Origin of the sequence: Actinomadura macrotermitis, from assembly GCF_009604375.1 — a bacterium.
GTDB classification, from domain to species: domain Bacteria; phylum Actinomycetota; class Actinomycetes; order Streptosporangiales; family Streptosporangiaceae; genus Spirillospora; species Spirillospora macrotermitis.
On record NZ_WEGH01000006.1, the window covers coordinates 162,539 to 178,759 of the forward strand.

13 protein-coding genes are annotated in these 16,221 nt (G+C 74.5%); 7 read left to right on the forward strand and 6 right to left on the reverse strand.

Annotated elements, in window-relative coordinates; genetic code table 11:
* Positions 1–15: 15 nt before the first annotated feature.
* On the reverse strand, positions 16–1,389 hold the full coding sequence (locus ACRB68_RS37275) for an FAD-dependent oxidoreductase (protein ID WP_153541221.1): 1,374 nt from the start codon (positions 1,387–1,389) through the stop codon (positions 16–18).
* A 29-nt stretch (positions 1,390–1,418) separates the two neighbouring features.
* Entirely contained in the window at positions 1,419–2,462 is a 1,044-nt protein-coding gene (locus ACRB68_RS37280) for an amidohydrolase family protein (protein ID WP_328595268.1), read from the reverse strand.
* 80 nt (positions 2,463–2,542) lie between these two features.
* Between ACRB68_RS37280 and ACRB68_RS37285 the strand changes: the two genes are divergently transcribed.
* The 6 genes from ACRB68_RS37285 to ACRB68_RS37310 all read left to right on the forward strand — a co-directional run bounded on the left by ACRB68_RS37285 (position 2,543) and on the right by ACRB68_RS37310 (position 8,165).
* Entirely contained in the window at positions 2,543–3,907 is a 1,365-nt protein-coding gene (locus ACRB68_RS37285; protein WP_153541223.1) for a glutamine synthetase family protein, read from the forward strand.
* Between the two features lie 54 nt (positions 3,908–3,961).
* Entirely contained in the window at positions 3,962–4,492 is a 531-nt protein-coding gene (locus tag ACRB68_RS41820; RefSeq protein WP_328595269.1) for a CGNR zinc finger domain-containing protein, read from the forward strand.
* Between the two features lie 246 nt (positions 4,493–4,738).
* Positions 4,739–6,043 (forward strand): FUSC family protein, encoded by a 1,305-nt coding sequence (locus ACRB68_RS37295; RefSeq protein WP_328595270.1) that lies wholly within the window; start codon positions 4,739–4,741, stop codon positions 6,041–6,043.
* A gap of 28 nt (positions 6,044–6,071) precedes the next feature.
* The gene (locus ACRB68_RS37300) at positions 6,072–6,611 is read left to right on the forward strand and encodes an NADPH-dependent FMN reductase (RefSeq protein ID WP_153541227.1); all 540 of its coding nucleotides are present in this window, start codon (positions 6,072–6,074) and stop codon (positions 6,609–6,611) included.
* Between the two features lie 169 nt (positions 6,612–6,780).
* Entirely contained in the window at positions 6,781–7,371 is a 591-nt protein-coding gene (locus ACRB68_RS37305) for a TetR/AcrR family transcriptional regulator (protein WP_153541229.1), read from the forward strand.
* Positions 7,371–8,165: an MBL fold metallo-hydrolase gene (locus tag ACRB68_RS37310; RefSeq protein ID WP_153541231.1), complete on the forward strand. Its 795-nt coding sequence runs from the start codon at positions 7,371–7,373 to the stop codon at positions 8,163–8,165. Before ACRB68_RS37305 ends, ACRB68_RS37310 begins: the two co-directional genes overlap by 1 nt.
* On the opposite strand, the gene recD2 is transcribed toward ACRB68_RS37310, so the two are convergent.
* Positions 8,149–10,398, reverse strand: a complete 2,250-nt coding sequence (recD2, locus tag ACRB68_RS37315) for an SF1B family DNA helicase RecD2 (protein ID WP_328595271.1) — start codon at positions 10,396–10,398, stop codon at positions 8,149–8,151. The genes ACRB68_RS37310 and recD2 overlap by 17 nt on opposite strands.
* A gap of 129 nt (positions 10,399–10,527) precedes the next feature.
* Between recD2 and ACRB68_RS37320 the strand changes: the two genes are divergently transcribed.
* The gene (locus ACRB68_RS37320; protein WP_153541235.1) at positions 10,528–12,627 is read left to right on the forward strand and encodes a M28 family peptidase; all 2,100 of its coding nucleotides are present in this window, start codon (positions 10,528–10,530) and stop codon (positions 12,625–12,627) included.
* 44 nt (positions 12,628–12,671) lie between these two features.
* Here ACRB68_RS37320 and ACRB68_RS37325 read toward each other — a convergent pair whose 3' ends face one another.
* Genes ACRB68_RS37325 through ACRB68_RS37335 form a run of 3 tightly spaced genes read right to left on the reverse strand, consistent with a single transcriptional unit; the run spans position 12,672 to position 16,116 of the window.
* The gene (locus ACRB68_RS37325; protein WP_153541237.1) at positions 12,672–13,646 is read right to left on the reverse strand and encodes an NAD-dependent epimerase/dehydratase family protein; all 975 of its coding nucleotides are present in this window, start codon (positions 13,644–13,646) and stop codon (positions 12,672–12,674) included.
* Positions 13,647–13,670: 24 nt separating this feature from the next.
* Positions 13,671–14,675: an S-methyl-5-thioribose-1-phosphate isomerase gene (mtnA, locus tag ACRB68_RS37330; protein ID WP_328595272.1), complete on the reverse strand. Its 1,005-nt coding sequence runs from the start codon at positions 14,673–14,675 to the stop codon at positions 13,671–13,673.
* A gap of 28 nt (positions 14,676–14,703) precedes the next feature.
* A complete protein-coding gene (locus ACRB68_RS37335) occupies positions 14,704–16,116 on the reverse strand; it encodes a polysaccharide deacetylase family protein (protein ID WP_153541241.1) in 1,413 nt (470 codons plus the stop codon).
* Positions 16,117–16,221: the final 105 nt, after the last annotated feature.

Below are 16,221 nucleotides of genomic sequence, written 5' to 3' on the forward strand. Positions count from 1 at the left end.
ACGCCGACAAAACGATCAGGAGCGCATGTCCCGTTCGACCAGTTCGGCGGCCTTGCGGGCGGCGATCAGCACCGGGTCCCAGACCGGCGAGAACGGCGGCGCGTAGGCCAGGTCCAGGCCGGTCATCTCCTCCACCGTCATCCGGTTCCACAGCGCGATGGCGAGGCCGTCGATGCGCTTGGCGGCGCCCTCCTCGCCGACGATCTGCGCGCCGAGCAGCCGCCCGGTGCGCCGCTCGACGACCAGTTTGGTCTTCATCGTGGTGGCGCCGGGGTGGTAGCCGGCCCGGGTGGTGGACTCGACCACGGCGGACAGGGAGGCGAACCCGGCGGCCGCGGCCTCGCGCTCGTTCAGGCCGGTGCGCGCCACCTCCATCTTGCAGAGCTTGGAGATGGCGGTGCCGACGACGCCGGGGAAGGTGGCGTAGCCGCCGCCGATGTCGATCCCGGCGACGCGGCCCTGCTTGTTGGCGTGGGTGCCGAGCGCGATCGCGACCGGCTCGCCGGAGATCAGGTGCCGGGTCTGCACGCAGTCCCCGGCGGCCCATACGCCCTCGGTGCCGGTGCGCATCCGCCGGTCGGTGACGATGCCGCCGGACGCGCCGATCCCGATGCCCGCCGCGCGGGCCATCTCCACGTTGGGGCGGACGCCGAGGCCGAGGACGACCAGGTCGGCCGGAAGGGTGCGCTCGGCGGTGCGGACCGCCGTCACCCGGCCGCCGGAGGTGTCGAAGCCCTCGATGCGCTCGCCGAGGTACAGGTCCACGCCGATGCCGCGCAGCGCGTCCGCGACGATCGCGCCCATGTCGGCGTCCAGGGTGCGCATGGGCTGCTCGGCGGCGTCGACGAGGCTCACCCGCAGGCCCTGCTGCACCATCGCCTCGGCCATCTCCAGGCCGATGTAGCCGCCGCCGACGACCACGACGCGGGCGGGCCGGTCCTGCTCGACGACGCGGCGGATGGCGATGCCGTCGTCCAGGATCTGCACGCCGTGCACCCCGGCGGCGTCGGCGCCGGGCAGCTTCGGGCGGGTGGGCACCGAGCCGGTCGCGACGACGAGCCGGTCGTAGCCCTCCCAGCGCTCGGTGCCGGCGTCCAGGTCGCGCACCCGGACGCGGCCGCGCCCGGTGTCGATCTCCACGGCCTCGTGGCGGAGCCGCACGTCGATGCCGCGGGCGCGGTGCTCGTCCGGGGAGCGGGCGATCAGTTCCTCGGCGTCCGTGACGACGCCGCCGACGTAGTAGGGGATGCCGCAGGCCGAGTAGGAGGTGAAGTGGCCGCGCTCGAACGCGGTGATCGCCAGGTCGTCCGGGCCGCGCAGCCGCCTGGCCTGCGAGGCGGCGCTCATCCCGGCGGCGTCGCCGCCGATGACCACGAGCCGTTCGGTCATGCCCCGCTCCCTGCCCCGAGAAATGATCATTATGAGCGTAGCCGGTAGATCCGGCGGGCGTTCCCCGCGGTGATCATTCCGGCGACGCGGACGGCGTCGCGCTCGGCCCAGGCGCCCTCGGCGACGCCCTCGGCCAGGAGGCGGGCGAGGCCGCGCCGGAACAGCAGCGCGCCCAGGTGGAAGAACTCGGCCAGCCCGAACGCGTCGGAGGAGTACAGCACCTTGCCGAAGGGGGCGAGCTCCAGCAGTTCGGCGATCAGCGCAGGCGCGCGCTGCCCGAGGTTGTGGGTGGCGAGCCCGGCGTCGACGAACACGTTCGGGAAGACCTGGGCGAGGTAGCCCGCGTTGCGGTGGAACGGGTAGTTGTGCAGCAGCAGCACCGGCGTGCCGGTCGGGGCGAGGGCCCGCAGCAGGCCGGTCAGCAGCAGCGGGTCGCCGCGCCGCAGGTCGGTGTCGGCGTCGCCGTAGCCGACGTGGAACTGCACCGGCAGGCCGAGGTCGGCGGCGCACCAGATCAGGAACCGGTGCAGCACCTCGTCGCACACGCGCGGCGGGCCGTCCGCGCGCAGCAGCCGCCCGGCGGCGGCGGTGATCTCGGCTTCACCTGGCCGCTCCCCCGCCAGCTCCAGCCCGGCCCGGTAGGCGGCGATGGACTTGGCACCGACGGCGGTCCGGGCGGCCTGCTCCAGCCGGACGATCTCGTAGGCGGGCGCGTCCGCGAGCCGGCCGAGTTCGGCAGGTTCCAGCAGCGGCTCAGGGATGTAGCCGGTGTCCACGCAGAGCGCGGCGAGCCCGGCGGCGGCCAGGAAGCGGCGGTTGACCTCGGCCGCGCCGAGCTCGGTGCGGCGCGCCAGGTAGTCGTCCGGCGCGGCGTGCGGCTCCAGGTCCAGGACGGGCGCGCACCAGCGGCGCAGCGCGAACCCCGCCTGAGTGTCGAACATGCTGCCGCCGAGGGGTGTCACAGTGGCGGCCTCGGTCAGATACCTCTCGAATTCGGCGCGTTCCAGGTCGCGGGGCAGCACACCGTGGCAGTGGTGGTCGATGAGCGGCATCGCCTCCAAACGGTCCAACACGGGCCTCTCCTTTCCCAGCGCGGACACCTCAGGCTTCCTACGATTGCAGGCGAGAGCCGTCAGCCACGGGGAGCCGCCGCATGGACGACCGGGAACGTGCACAGCAGGCCGAAAAGGCCGCCGAGCTGGCGGTGGAACTGACCGCCGGGGACGTGCGCGGGGTCGCGCTGACCTTCGTGGACACCAGCGGGATCACCCGGAGCAAGGCCGTCCCGGTGGCCCGGCTGGAGCACGCGGCGGCCTGGGGCGTCGGCGCGTCGCCGTGCTTCGACACCTTCCTGCTCGACGACTCGATCGTGCCGGCCCGCTTCACCGGCGGCGTCGTCGGCGACCTGCGGCTGCACCCGGTGCTGGACCGGCTGACGCCGTTGTCCGCGCTGCCCGGCTGGGCCTGGGCGCCCGCCGCCCGCTACGCCCAGGACGGCACCGCGCACCCGGTGGACGGCCGCACCGTGCTGCGCCGCGCGGCCGGCCGCCTCGCCGACGAGGGCCTGACGGTGCGGGCCGCGTTCGAGGTGGAGTGGACGATCTCCCAGGGCGGCCCCGACGAGTTCGTCCCCGCCTGCCACGGCCCGGCCTACGGCATGGCGCGGCTCACCGAGCAGGCCGGATACCTCAGCGATCTGCTGGAGGCGCTCGCGGCGAGCGGCGTGGCGGTGGAGCAGATCCACCCCGAGTACGCGGCCGGGCAGTACGAGGTGTCGGTCGCGGCCGAGGAGCCCGTCGGCGCCGCCGACACCACCGTCCTGGTCCGCGAGACGATCCGCGCGGTGTCGCAGGCCCACGGCCTGCGGGCGTCGTTCTCGCCGAAGGTGGCCGCCGGGGCGGTCGGCAACGGCGGGCACGTCCACCTCAGCCTGTGGCGGGACGGCCGCAACCTGATGGCGGGCGGCGCGGCGGCGGCCGGGATGACCGGGACGGGGGAGGCGTTCGCCGCCGGGATCCTGGAGCGGCTGCCCGCGCTGCTCGCCCTCGGCGCGCCGTCGGTGGCCAGTTACCTGCGGCTGGTCCCCTCGCACTGGGCGGGCGCGTACGCGTGCTGGGGCCCGGAGAACCGGGAGGCGGCGCTGCGCTTCATCACCGGCCCGGCCGGGTCGTCGGCGCAGGCGGCGAACCTGGAGGTCAAGTGCTTCGACGCGACCGCCAACCCCTGCTTCGCGCTCGCCGGGCTGCTCGCGGCGGGCTCCGCGGGCATCACGGAGGGGCGGACGCTGCCCGCTCCGGTGGCCGGCGACCCGGCCCTGGCCGCCGAGGCCGGGCGGCCGGCGCGGCTGCCGTCCTCGCTGGAGGAGGCGGTGCGGGCGTTCGAGGGCGACCCGGTGCTGCGCGCCGCGCTCGGCGAGGCGGTGATCGACACCGTGGCGGCGGTGCGGCGCGGCGAGATCGCCCTGTTCGCCGGTGCCACCGACGAGGAGATCGTCGCGGCGACCCGGTACCGGCACTGATCGCTTCCGCGTAAGGGGTGAAGATAGGATCCTCCTTACCGAAGGGAGGGCCGCGTGCCGACCACCGGGTACCGCAGCCAAGGTGTGGCCGCCGCCGTGGCGCTGGTGAACGCCGTCACCGTCACGGGCGACGACGGCGACGAGGCGCTGCGCGCGCTCCTGCGCGAGCACGGCTTCGCCTGGCGGGAGTTCACCCCCGAGGAGGCCGGCCTCTACCGGGACTGGGCGCGTACGCTGCGGCCGTTCTTCGAGGCGGCCGAACTCGCCGACGCCGTCGCGCTGCTCAACGAGCTGTTGCTGCGCATCCCCATGAACCCGCATCTGTCCGTGCACGACGGGCATGGGCTGCACCTGCACTACGCCCCGCCCTCGGCGGGCCTGCTCGCCCGGTTCCGGGCGAGTACACTGATGTGGTTGGCGGCCCTGGTGTGCGAGCACGGCCTCGGCCGCACGGGCGTGTGCGCCGCGCAAGGCTGTGCGCGCGTCTACGCCGACACCTCCAGGGCCGGTCGGCGGCGGTTCTGCTCAGAGAGCTGTGCGAACCGCACCAACGTCGCGGCGTTCCGCGCCCGGCGCCGAATGTGACCTGAACCTCTTTACCGTCCTTTGCCGTCCGCTGGGGATTATCCGCCTCCCCGATGGCTTTGGTATCCGTGTGCCCCCCGATCTCTTTGGGCACCGTCCGTTGTGACGGCTCGACCGTTACGCGTTGACCGTTACGACCTGACAATCCGTCCGCTGCGAAGCCGACCCACGGGATTTATGCGCACCGTTTTCTTCCGTCCTGTCCGTCCTGCACGTTCCGCTCCCACCGACCGGATGCCGGTGGAGGTGACGAGCGAGACGCAGACGAACGTCGCCCGCGTCACCCGCCTCACGTTCACCTCGATGGCCGCCTATCTGCTGGCGCTGTGGATCCTGCCGAAGGGCGTCCCGGCGCCGCTGCTGGCGCCGCTGACCGCGCTGCTGGTGGTCCAGGTCTCCTTCTACGAGACGATCCGCTCGGGCTTCTGGCGGGTGGCGGCGGTGACCTCGGGGGTGCTGCTGGCGGTGCTGTTCGCCGGCACCGTCGGGTTCTCCTGGTGGAGCCTCGGCCTGACGATCCTGGCGGCGCTGGTCGTCGGGCACCTGCTGCCGGTCGGCGACCAGATGCTGGAGGTGCCGATCAGCGCGATGCTGATCTTCGCGCTGGGCGCGGCCAACGAGAGCGCCGCCACCGAGCGGGTGGTGGAGACCCTCATCGGCGCGGGCACCGGGCTCGCCGCGAGCATCCTGCTGCCCGCGGTGCGGATCCGGCCGGCCGCCGACGCGCTGCAGAACCTGGCCGACAAGCTGTCCTCGCTCATCCGGACCGTCGGCCGCGAGCTGCCGGCGGACTTCACCCCCGCGACGGCCGACAACTGGGAGCGCACCGCCACGACCCTGTTCGGCGAGATCGGCCGGACCGACCACGCGCTCGCCGCCGCCGAGCACAGCGTCCGGCTGAACCCGCGAGCCCGGCGCCTGGTGGACGCCGGCGCGGCGCTGCGCAACGGCGTGGAGACGATGGAGCACTTCACCCTGTCGCTGCGCGGCCTCACCCGGGCCCTCGCCGACGCCGCGCACCTGGAGCCCGAGGGCGGGCCCCGCCCGCTGGACGAGGAGCCGATCCGGGCCGGCCTCGCCGAGACCATGGGGGAGATCGCCGCCAGCGTCTCGGCCTACGGCCTGCTCGCCCGCTCCGACCTGGCCGTGGACGCCGACCCCGGCCACGCCGAACGGCAGCTGGACGAGCACATCCGGGCCGCCCGCAGCAGCCGCGACCGGCTGGCCCGGCTGCTGCGCGACCCCGCCGTGGGCGACGCCCGGTGGGCGCTGTACGGCGAGATCCTCATGCAGGTGGACCGGCTGATCGAGCAGCTGCGGGTGGAGCACCGGGTGCACGCGCGCGAGCAGTGGCGCGGCCGCCGGGGCGTGACCCGGCACCTGCCCGCCCGGCCCGCCCGGGTGGTGGACATCGCCGGGACGGGGCTGCGCCGGGCCGCGCAGACCGCCGCCGACGCCGCCGAGCGCAGCGCCGCGGCCGCCGACCTCGGCATCGTGCCCTGGCGCCCCCGCCAGACCGCGCACTCCCACCACCACCCGCACCGCCGCTGAGCGCCGCGCCCGGCTAGGGTCGCTGATCATGACGACGCGCATCCTGATGATCTGCGGCAGCCTGCGGGCCGGTTCGACCAACGAGGCCGCGCTGCGCACCGCGCTGGAGGTCCTGCCGCCCGGCGCGGCCGGCGAGCTGTACGCCGGGCTCGGCGACCTGCCGCACTTCAACCCCGACGACGACCGCGACCCGCTGCACCCGGCCGTCGCGGCGCTGCGCGCGGCGATCGGCGCCGCGGACGCGCTGCTGTTCTGCACCCCCGAGTACGCCGGGGCGCTGCCCGGCTCGTTCAAGAACCTGCTGGACTGGACGATCGGCGGCGGCGAGATGCACGAGCGGCCCGTCGCCTGGATCAACGTCGCCTCCCCCGCCGCGCCGACGGGCGGCGGCGACGCGCACGCCTCGCTGCGCAAGGTCCTCGGCTACGCCTCCGCCGGCATCGTCGAGAAGGCGTGCGCGCGGATCCCGGTCACCCGCCGCGACGTCGGCCCGGACGGGCTGGTGCACGACCCGGCGATCCGCGCGCGGATCGCCGACGCGGTGACCGCGCTCGTCGCCTCCCGCTGAGCGCGGGCGGCACCCTGGGCGAAGGCGGGCCTTGGGCCGTGACCGGCATCGCGCCGGGGCCCGCCTTCCCGTTCGCCGCCGCGGTCGAGTGCCGCACCTCCTGCTGATCTCCACCCGTTTTCGAGGAGCCGCTTCCCAAAACTAGGTAGACCGGTCTACTGTGTCGGTCATGGCACCCCACGGCGAGACCCGCGACCGCGTCCTGCACACGGCGGCGGACCTGTTCCAGCGGCAGGGCTACCACGGCACCGGCCTCAACCAGGTCCTCGCCGAGAGCGGCGCCCCAAAAGGGTCGCTGTACTTCCACTTCCCCGGCGGCAAGGAGCAGCTCGCCGCCGACGCGCTGCGCCTGTCGGGCGCCGAGCTGGCCGGCGAGCTGGCCCGCGCGGCGGCCGGCGTGACCGGCGCCCGCGAGGGGATCACCGCGCTCGGCGAGCACTTCGCGCGCTCGCTGGAGGAGTCCGACTACACCAAGGGCTGCCCGCTCGCCACGGTCGCGCTGGAGACCTCCAGCGCGAGCGCGGAGATCCGCGGCGCCTGCGACAGCGCCTACGGCGCCTGGCTGGACGGCATCGAGGGCGCGCTGCGCCGGTGGGGCGTGCCCGCCGGCGAGGCCGGGCCGCTCGCGGTGCTGGTGCTGTCGTCCCTGCAAGGAGCGATCATGCTCGCCCGGGTGCGGCGGGACGCCTCGCTCATCCGCACCGTCGCCCGGCGGCTCGGCGACCAGGCCGCCGCCCTCTCCCCCCACCAGGAGTCCTGATGCGCGTGCACCACCTGAACTGCGGCTCGCTCTCCCTGATCGAGCCCGTCGACGGGCCGTACGGGCCGGCCCGCGCCGTCTGCCACTGCCTGCTGATCGAGACCGGCGCCTCCGGGCTGGTCCTGGTCGACACCGGGATCGGCACCCACGACATCGCCCGGCCCGAGGAGCGGCTCGGCGCGGACTGGATCACCTACGCCGGCCCCGTCCTGGACCCCGCCGAGACCGCGCTGCACCAGGTGCGGGCGCTCGGGTACGCGGCGGACGACGTCCGCCACATCCTGGTGACCCACCTGCACAACGACCACATCGGCGGCCTCGCCGACTTCCCGGACGCGACCGTGCACCTGCACGAGGCCGAGTACGCCGACGCGGTGACCGGCCCGGGGGCCGCCGCGCACGCCGCGCAGCTCGCCCACGGGCCGCGCTGGCGGACCTACAGCGAGGACGCGGGCGAGGAGTGGAACGGCTTCCACGGGGTGCGCCCGTTCGAGGGGCTGCCGCCGGAGATCCTGCTGGTCCCGATGGGCGGGCACACGCCGGGCCACATCGGGGTCGCGGTGCACGCCGGGGACCGCACGCTGCTGCACGCGGGCGACACCTACTTCTACCACGGCGAGGTGGACCGCCCCGATCCCGTCGTGCACCCCCTGATGAACCTGATCCAGGAGGGCGCCGAGACCGACCGGGAGCTGCGGCTGGCCAACGTCGACCAGCTGCGCGAGCTGGTCGCCAAGGGCACGGTCGAGGTGTTCTCCGCGCACGACCCGTGGGAGCTCAGCCGCCTTCGCTGAGCCGGTGGGCGAGGGCCGTGTGGCGACGGCCCGCGCCCGCCGTGCGGACGGCGGCGGCGAGCGCCCGGCGCGACCCGACCAGGACCACCAGCTTCTTGGCCCGGGTGATGCCGGTGTAGAGCAGGTTGCGCTGCAGCATCATCCACGAGCTGGTCGTCAGCGGGACGACGACCGCCGGGTACTCGCTGCCCTGGCTGCGGTGGATGGTGATGGCGTAGGCGTGGGTCAGCTCGTCGAGCTCGTCGAAGGAGTAGTCGACGAGCTCGTCCTCGTCGGTGCGGACCGTCAGGGAGTGCTCCTCCAGCGACACCGCGGTGACGACGCCGACGGTGCCGTTGAAGACGCCCGCCTCGCCCTTGTCGTAGTTGTTGCGCAGCTGGGTGACCTTGTCGCCGACGCGGAACACCCGCCCGCCGTAGCGGCGTTCGGGCGCCCGCTCGTCGTGCGGGGTGAGGACCTCCTGGAGGCGGCTGTTCAGCGCGCCCGCGCCGGCCGGGCCCCGGTGCATCGGGGTGAGGACCTGCACGTCGCGGCGGGCGTCCAGGCCGAACCTGCGCGGGATGCGGTTGGCGACCACGTCGACGGTCAGCTCGGCGGCCTCCTCGGCCTCCTCGCAGGGGAACAGGAAGAAGTCGGGGTAGCCGCGGGTGTGCGGGTTCTCGCCGGCGTTGACGCGGTGCGCGTTGACGACGATGCCCGACTCCTGCGCCTGCCGGAAGATCCGGGTGAGCCGGACCCGGGGGATGACGTCCGCGCCGAGCAGGTCGGCCAGCACCTCGCCGGCGCCGACCGAGGGCAGCTGGTCCACGTCGCCGACCAGCAGCAGGTGGGCGCCGCGCGGCACCGCCTTGACCAGCTTGTTGGCCAGGATCAGGTCGACCATCGAGCTCTCGTCGACCACGACCAGGTCGGCGTCCAGCGGGTCGTCCTGGTCGTAGCGGGCGTCGCCGCCGGGCTGCAGCTGGAGCAGCCGGTGCACGGTGGCGGCCTCGTGGCCGGTCAGCTCGGCCAGCCGCTTGGCGGCCCGCCCGGTCGGCGCCACCAGCACGATCTTGGCGTTGCGGGCGGCGGCGAGCGCCACGATGGAGCGGACGGTGAAGCTCTTGCCGCAGCCGGGGCCGCCGGTCAGCACCGCGACCTTGCTGGTCAGCGCGAGCCGGACCGCCTCCTCCTGCTCAGGCGCGAGCTCCACGCCGGTCTGCCGCCGCAGCCAGCCGAGGGCCCGGTCCCAGTCGACGTCCGCGAACGCCTTCAGCCGGTCGTGACCGGCCTCCAGCAGCTCGCGCAGCCCCCGCGCCAGGGAGCGCTCGGCGCGGTGGAACGGCAGCAGGTAGACGGCGGGGATGGACGCGGCGTCCGCGCCCTCGCCGGGGATGCGCTCGCGGACGACGCCCTCCTGCGCGACCAGGTCGTCCAGCGCCGGGCCGATCAGCGCGCGCGGCACGTCCAGGATCTTCTCGGCGGCGGTGATCAGGTTCGGCTCGGGCAGGAAGCAGTGCCCGTTGTCGGCGCCCTCCGACAGGGTGTACTGCAGCCCCGCCTTGATCCGCTCGGGGCTGTCGTGCGGGATGCCGACGGCCTGCGCGATCGTGTCGGCGGTCTTGAAGCCGATCCCCCACACCTCGCTCGCCAGCCGGTAGGGCTCGCGGCGGACGGTGTCGATGGAGGCGTCGCCGTACTGCTTGTAGACGCGCACCGCGAGCGAGGTGGAGACGCCGACGCCCTGCAGGAAGACCATGACCTCCTTGATGGCCTTCTGCTCCTCCCACGCCTCGGCGATGCGCTTGGTGCGCTTGGCGCCGAGGCCGCGCACCTCCACCAGCCGGCCCGGCTCCTCCTCGATGATCCGCAGGATATCGACGCCGAAGTGCTCCACCATCCGGTCGGCCATCACCGGCCCGATCCCCTTGATCATCCCGGAGCCGAGGTAGCGGCGCAGGCCCTGCACGGTGGCGGGCAGCACGGTGGTATAGGAGTCGGCCTCGAACTGCTTGCCGTACTTGGGGTGCGAGCGCCACCGGCCGGTCAGCCGCAGGCTCTCCCCCACCTGCGCGCCGAGCAGCGCGCCGACGACGGTCAGCAGGTCGTCGCCGTACCCGCCGCCCTTGCCGGTGGCGACCCGCGCGACGGTGTAGCCGGTGTCCTCGTTGGCGTAGGTGATCCGTTCCAGCACGGCCTCCAGCACCACCGGCCTCGGCGCGTGCGGAGCGGGATTCGGGGAGGGGCTCGCCACGGAACACATGATGCCCGCTGCCTACGACGACCCCCAAGTGGCCGCATCCGGCAGGGCGGCTGGATTTCACGATCATCACGACGTACGTTCCGGGCGCACCCGTACCACGAGTACCGGGAGGTACCCCAGGTGTTCCGCTCCCGAACCCTTGCCCTGGCGGCCGCGGCCGCCACGCTGGCCCCCCTCGTCGCCACACCCCCGGCGACGGCGGCGCCCGCCGACCCCATCTCCGGCTTCACCGCCGCCAACGCCAAGTGGCAGCGCCGGTACGAGAAGCTGTTCCAGGCCGTCCCCTCCGCCGCCAAGGCCCGGAGCCTGGACGCCGAGCTGGCGAGCGAGCCCGCGCTCGCCGCCTCCACCGGCGACCGGCACCGGGTGGAGCGCATCGTCCGCGAGCTGCGCTCCTACGGGCTGAAGCCCGAGGTCAAGACCTACTACGCCTACCTGTCCACGCCGAAGCGCGTCAGCGTGCGGATGACGGCGCCGCAGCAACGCGACCTGCCCGTCAAGGAGCGCAGGCGGCCCTGGCAGCGGCACTTCGACGACGTCATCCCCGGTCACAACGGCCTGTCGCCGTCGGGGAACGTCACCGGCGAGGTCGTGTACGCCAACTACGGGCGGCCCGAGGACTTCGCGCTGCTGGCCAAGAACGGCGTCTCGGTCAAGGGGAAGATCGCCCTCGTCCGCTACGGATCGGTGTTCCGCGGTGTGAAGCCGCGCGAGGCCGCCCGCGCGGGCGCCAAGGCCGTGCTCATCTACTCCGATCCCGCCGACGACGGCTTCACCAAGGGCAAGGTCTACCCGGACGGCCCCTGGCGCGCGCCCGACGGCATCCAGCGCGGCAGCATCGCCCAGATCATGTACGCGGCCGGCGACCCGCTCACCCCCGGCTGGCCGGCGACGAAGAACGCCAAGCGGATCAAGCCCGCCGACTCGGCGATGCTGCGCGGCCTGGTCCCGGCCGCGCCCATCGGCTACGGCGCGGCCGAGCCGCTGCTGAAGGCGCTGACGGGCACGAAGGCGCCCAAGGAGTGGCAGGGCGGCCTGCCCTTCCCCTACCGGTTCGGCCCCGGCGGCACCACGGTGCACCTGGACCTGAAGAACGACTTCCAGGTCAAGCCGATCTGGGACGTCACGGTCCGCATCCCCGGCAGCGAGCACCCCGAGCAGGAGGTCATCCTCGGAGCCCACCACGACGCATGGGCGTACGGCAGCGTCGACAACCTGTCGGGCGCCGAGAACGTGCTGCAGGTCGCGCGCGGCCTCGGCGCGCTGCTGAAGAAGGGCTGGCGGCCCAAGCGCTCGGTCGTCCTGGCCACCTGGGACGGCGAGGAGTACGGCATCTACGGCTCCACCGAGTACGCCGAGGAGCGGGCCGGGCGGCTGCGCCGCGCGGTGTCCTACATCAACATGGACGGCGCGGGCGGCTCGCAGTTCGGCGCGTCGGCCACCCCGGCGCTCGACGGGTTCGTGATCGAGGCGACCAAGGAGGTCGCCTGGCCCGGCACCGGCGGGACGATCCACGACGCCTGGCGGGCGCAGAACGGCGGGAAGACGCCGGTCTCCCGGATCGGCGGCGGCTCGGACTTCCAGCCGTTCTTCCAGCGGTTCGGCGTCCCGGCGATGGACCTCGGCTCCGCGACGCCCGGTTCGTCGGGCAACTACCACTGCGCCTGCGACGACTACTACTGGACGGCGCACTTCGGCGACCCGTCGTTCCAGTACCACGCGGCGATGGCGCGCCTGGCCGGCGTCGCGGCGATGCGGATGGCCGACGCCGACGTGGTGACGCTGCGCTACCAGCCCTACGCCGCCGAGACCGCGGCGTACCTGGCCGACTTCACCGAGCGCCAGCGCAAGGAGCTCGGCCGGGTCGAGGTGGACGTCTCGCGCGACATCGCCCAGGCGCAGGCGTGGCAGCGGGCCGCGCAGGAGCTGCAGAAGCGCGCCGAGGCCGCCCTCGCGACCGGTGACCGGGCGGCGTTCCGCCGCCTCAACACCAAGATCATGCAGGCGGAGCGGGACCTGCTCACCGAGGCGGGCCTGCCGGGCCGCCCCTGGTACCGGCACCAGCTGTACGCGCCGGGCATCGACACCGGGTACGCCACCCAGCGGTTGCCCGCCCTGTACGACGCCCTGTTCGCCGGTAAGGACCCGGCGCTCGCGCGCGCGTACGAGGCCCGCCTGTACGCGAGCCTGCGCGCGGCCACCCGCACCCTCACCCCGTAAGGGAAACGGCCGGCGCCACCCCCGTGGTGGCGCCGGGCCGTCGCCTAGGAGTAGGCCGCGACCATCGTCTTGAGCGTTTCGGCCGCGCTGTAGCGGGGTGCCCAGCCGAGGTCGCGGCGCGCCTTGGCGGTGTCCATCAGCATGGGGTGGCGGGCCGCGTGGATCCACTCCAGCTTGTCGGGGATGTAGGGCAGCAGGTCGACGAGCTCGGCGGTGAGCGACACCAGCTCGCCGGGGATCGGGACGGTGTAGGCGCCGATCGCGCGGGCCAGGTCGCCCATGCCGATGTCGCCGTCCCCGGCCAGGTTGTAGGCGCCGGGCGGGCCGTCCCCGGCGACGGCCGCCGCGACCGCGCTCGCCACGTCGTCGTGGTGGACGAGCTGGAACCGCGTCCCGGGGTCGGGCAGCACCGGCTTCAGCCCGGGCACCGCGCCGAGCAGCCGCCGCAGCGGCTCGGGGATGTGCTCGGCGACCGGCTCCCAGGGCAGGTTGCGCAGCAGGATCGTCGCCTCGGGGCCCGCGACGATGCTCGGCCGCAGCACGTACACCTCGTCCGCCGCGGCGGTCTCGGCGAGGAGCCGCTCGCAGGCGGCCTTCTGCGCGGAGTAGTAGTGCTCCTTCGAGCCGCGCGCCGGGACGTCCTCGGTCAGCGGGACGGGATTGCCGCCGTGGTAGCCGTAGGCGGCGACCGAGGAGGTGTAGACGAGCCGGCCGGTGGTGGCCTCGAACACGTTGCGCGAGCCGGCCAGGTTGATCCGCTCGCCCTCGGCCCGCGACCCCATGATCATGAAGGCCAGGTGGACGACCACGTCGGCGCCCGCGACCAGGTCGTCCACGGCGGCGCGGTCCAGCACGTCGCCCTGCCGGTACTCGGTCTTGCGCCAGCCGCGCGAGGCGGGGTCGAAGGGGCGCCGGGCCATCCCGAGCACCCGCTCCACCCGGTCGTCGCGCTCCAGCGCGCGCACGACCGCGGTTCCGATCTCTCCGGTGGGTCCGGTCACCGCGACCGTCAGGCCCATGGTCGGCTCCTCGCCTGTGGGGGATCAGCGGGATGTGGCGGGGGTGATACCCCTCGAGATCTCCAGCACACCCGTCTCGGTGACGAGCGCCGACACCAGCCGCGCGGGCGTGACGTCGAAGGCGGGGTTGAAGGCGCGCGCCCCGGCCGGGGCGGCGCCCGGCGCGAGGATCTCCGCCTCGGCGCGCAGCTCGATCGGGACGGCGGCGCCGGTGGCGGCGGCCAGGTCCACCGTGCTCCACGGCGCGGCCACCACGAACGGGATCCCGGCGGCCGCGCAGGCGAGCGCCACCGCCAGCGAGCCGATCTTGTTGGCGGTGTCGCCGTTGGCCGCGATCCGGTCCGCGCCGATCACCGCCACGTCGGCCAGCCCGCGCATGATCGTGCTGGCCGCCGCGGCGTCGGTCTGCACCAGGTAGGGGATCCCGGCGCGCTGCAGCTCCCAGGCGGTCAGCCGCGAGCCCTGCAGCAGCGGGCGGGTCTCGTCGGCGTAGACCATGTCGATCCGGCCGCGCGTGTGCAGTTCGCGGACGACGCCGAGGGCCGTCCCCCATCCGGCGGTGGCGAGGGCGCCGGCGTTGCAGTGGGTGAGGACGCGCAGCGGCCGGTCGCCGGTGCGCGCGAGGATCCAGTCGGCGCCGTGCGCGCCGATCGCCCGGTTGCCGCGCACGTCCTCGTCCAGCAGCGCCTGCGCCTCGGCGAGCACCGCGTCCGCTCCCCTGTCCGCGAACGGCAGCACCCGGTCGACGCCCGCCGCCAGGTTGACGGCGGTGGGGCGGGCCGCGCGGATCCGCGCGATCGCCGCGTCCCGGGCGGCCGGGTCCGCCGTCTCGCGCAGGGCGATCGCGACGCCGAACGCGCCCGTGACGCCGAGCGCGGGGGCGCCGCGCACCACCAGCCGGCCGATCGCGTCCACCAGGGCGTCCACCGTGCGCACGTCCAGGTACTCCAGGCGGTCCGGCAGCACCGTCTGGTCGATGAGCCGCAGCCCGTCCCCGGTCCACTCCACGGTCCGCACATCGTCGGTCACGATGTCCATTATCGGGGTTTCTGCCCGATCACCCTCTCCCGGGCGGCAGCTCCGACACCGTGACGAGCGTGTAGCCGGCCGCGGCGAGCCGGTCCACGATCCGCGGGACGGCGCGCGCCGACGCCTCGTTGACGTCGTGCATCAAGACGATCGAATCCGGCCGGGCCCGCCGCACCACCCGGTCGGCGATGGCCGCCGGGTCGCGGTCGTGCGCGTCCAGCGCGTCCAGGTTCCAGCCGGTCTGCCGGACGCCGAGGGACCGGGCGACGCCCGCGACGGCCTCGCTGGACGCCATGTAGGGGGGCCGCAGCAGCACCGGGGCGCGGCCGGTGGCGGTCCGGACGACGTCCTGGGTGCGCTGCACCTCGGAGTTGACCTGGACGGCCGTCAGCCGGGACAGGTCACGGTGGCTCTGGGCGTGGTTGCCGATCTCGTGGCCCTCGGCGACCTGACGGCGCAGCAGGTCCTGGTACACGCGGGCGTTGTCGCCGACGACGAAGAAGGTCGCGCGGGCCCGGCGGGCGGCCAGGTCGTCCAGCAGCCGCGCGGTGTAGGGGCCGGGGCCGTCGTCGAAGGTGAGCGCGACGCACCTGGCCTTGGTGCAGTCGGTCCGCGCGGCAGGGGGCGGCGTGCCGGTCGCGGCGACGGCGTGCGGCGCGGCCGGCGGCGCGCCGAGCCTCAGCCCGGGGTGCCGGTGCCCGGCGGCGTCGCGGGCGCGGCGGCCGAACCGCGACAGCAGCCGGTCGTAGGCGCCGCGCTCGATGACGGCGGCCACCCGGCCCGGCGCGCCCGGCGCCACGGTGTGGTCGCTGAACTCCACCACCATGCCGCCCGCGTCGTTGAAGGCGATGGAGCCGAAGGCCCGCGGGTCGGCCGTGATCCGGGACGGGTCGGCGCGCGTGCCGAGGCGGGCGCGGACCAGGCCGGCCAGGCCCGCCAGGCCGCGCGCGCCGTCCAGCAGCGCGGCCGAGCCCAGCACCCGCCGTGCCGCGCCGTCGTACCAGAGGGTGCGGCGGTACTCGCCGCCGGACGCGCCGAGGAACTCGGTCGTCACCAGGCGCACGCCGGCCACGTCGCCGTCGGCCGCGACCAGGGACCACCTGCCGTTCAGCTCGGGCACGTCGCCGCCCGGCAGCGGCCGGGCGTCCTCGGTGGCCGCGACGAACGGCGCGATCCGCTCGTCCTGCGCGCGGGCGAGCGCGGCCGACAGCGGCCGCGCGCCGGGGATCTCGGGATAGGCGGCGAAGTAGTGGCGCCGGCCGTCCGCGCGGCTGCGGGTCACCGTGCCCATGCCGGGGACGGCGCCCGCGTCGACGGTGCGCATGCCGCTGGCGTCGGAGACCGGGCGCACCTGCCGCGCCGCCGGGGCGGCGCAGCCCGCCAGCAGCGACCCGGCGGCCGCCACGGCGGCCCAGCGCGACACCCGCTTCCCCGTTCCCAAGCCGACCCCCCGTTGAACCTCGCTGAGGAAACGCTTGGCAGCGTATGACCGTATTGGCGAGGAAATATCCGACAGAAGGGATTAGCGAGGTGTTTTGCCACGCCT

Excerpts from the sequence above, each read along its gene's own strand:
- ACRB68_RS37275 (WP_153541221.1), bottom strand. The coding sequence starts at position 1,389 with ATGACCGAACGGCTCGTGGTCATCGGCGGCGACGCCGCCGGGATGAGC.
- ACRB68_RS37285 (WP_153541223.1), top strand. The coding sequence starts at position 2,543 with ATGGACGACCGGGAACGTGCACAGCAGGCCGAAAAGGCCGCCGAGCTG.
- ACRB68_RS37300 (WP_153541227.1), top strand. The coding sequence starts at position 6,072 with ATGACGACGCGCATCCTGATGATCTGCGGCAGCCTGCGGGCCGGTTCG.
- ACRB68_RS37305 (WP_153541229.1), top strand. The coding sequence starts at position 6,781 with ATGGCACCCCACGGCGAGACCCGCGACCGCGTCCTGCACACGGCGGCG.
- ACRB68_RS37310 (WP_153541231.1), top strand. The coding sequence starts at position 7,371 with ATGCGCGTGCACCACCTGAACTGCGGCTCGCTCTCCCTGATCGAGCCC.
- ACRB68_RS37325 (WP_153541237.1), bottom strand. The coding sequence starts at position 13,646 with ATGGGCCTGACGGTCGCGGTGACCGGACCCACCGGAGAGATCGGAACC.